Origin of the sequence: Pseudomonas sp. CM27 (assembly GCF_013179515.1) — a bacterium.
Classification (GTDB): domain Bacteria; phylum Pseudomonadota; class Gammaproteobacteria; order Pseudomonadales; family Pseudomonadaceae; genus Aquipseudomonas.
In genome coordinates, this window is record NZ_JABMCN010000434.1 from 1 (window position 1) to 1,518 (window position 1,518).

Here is a 1,518-nt window from a genome sequence, read left to right on the forward strand (position 1 = left end):
CCCTGCCAGTCACCAATCACAAGGGCCTGACCTTCACCCTGACCGATGGCACCACCGTGACCATCAAGGCCGGTGAGTCGGTCGGCAGCACCACCGTGACTGCGCCGGACAACGTCTACGTCAACGATCCGGTGACCATCACCCAAGGTCTGACCGACGTCGCGGGCAAAGGCGCCGACCAGTTCGAGCAGCTGGAGCTGGGCAGCACCAAAGTCAGCACCGTAGTAACCGACGAACCGGGTACCCCAGGTAACCCAGGCGGCGAGAACGAAGGCGATCTGGTCAAGGTCACCATCGTGGCCGATCAGGTATCCGTGAACGAGGCCACCGAGCCGACCTTCACCATCAGCCTGAACAAGGCGCTGGACAAGCCGTTCACCGTCACCCTGAGCACCGGTGCCACCCTGACCTTCGCGGCAGGCGAGACCACCAAGTCCTACGCTGCACCAGCGCAGGGCGAGGACGTGTTCAAGGACGAAGGCAAGATCACCGTCAGCATCGATGGTGCCTCCGTCCCGGGCCCAGCGCTGGAAAACCTGGTGATCGGCGACCCGGCCACCGTTCAGGTCTCGGACACCCTCAGCAAGGTCACGGCCGTGCTGTCGGTGGATAACACCGCTGTGGTCGAAGGCGGCAAGATCACTTACACCGTGACCTTGGTGAGTGAAGACACCAACTTGCCAGTGACTGGCCACGGTGGCATCACCGTGACCTTGACTGGTGGTACTCAGGTCGTCATCAACCCAGGTTCCGCCACCGGCACCGTGTCCATCGATGCGCCGAACGACCTGTATGTAGGCGGTCAGGACGCCATCACCAAGGCGATTACCGATATTTCGGTAGCGGGTACCGAGAAGTTCGAAAACCTGGTGCCTGACACGACCCCGGTCACCACCACGGTCAGCGATGACCCGAACGGTACCGGCAACCTGGTCAAGGTCAGCATCACGCCAGTCGTGGACTCGGTGAACGAAGCCACTGCGCCGACCTTCACCGTTACCTTGAACCAGGCCATCGACAAACCACTGACCGTGCTGCTGAGCACCGGTGAGACCGTGGTCTTTGCCGCAGGCGAAACCACCAAGACCATCTCTGCGCCTGCGCAGGGCGATGACGTGTTCATCGACAACGGCAAGATCACCGTCAGCATCGATGGCGCCACTGTCCCGGGCCCGGCGCTGGAAAACCTGGTCATCGGCGACCCTGCCACCGTGCAGGTCTCGGACACCCTCAGCAAGGTCAACGCGGTACTGTCGGTAGACAACACCGCTGTGGTCGAAGGCGGCAAGATCACCTACACCGTCACCCTGATCAGCGAAGACAGCAAGCTGCCAGTCACTGGCCACGGCGGCGTAACCGTCACCCTGACCGGTGGCACCACCGTGACCATCCCGGCAGGCTCCGCTACCGGCACTGCCTTCGTCACGGCGCCGAACGACCTGTACGTAGGCGGCCAGCCATCGATCACCAAGGCCATCACCGACATCGCTGTCACCGGTGACCTGAAGTTCGAGAACC

The 1,518-nt window shown here is 62.5% G+C and carries 1 protein-coding gene; it reads left to right on the forward strand.

Features of this window, described 5'->3' with window-relative positions; translation table 11 throughout:
- Nucleotides 1–1,518 (forward strand): immunoglobulin-like domain-containing protein (locus HP547_RS28710; RefSeq protein WP_372243018.1); only part of this gene is annotated, 1,518 nt, incomplete at both ends.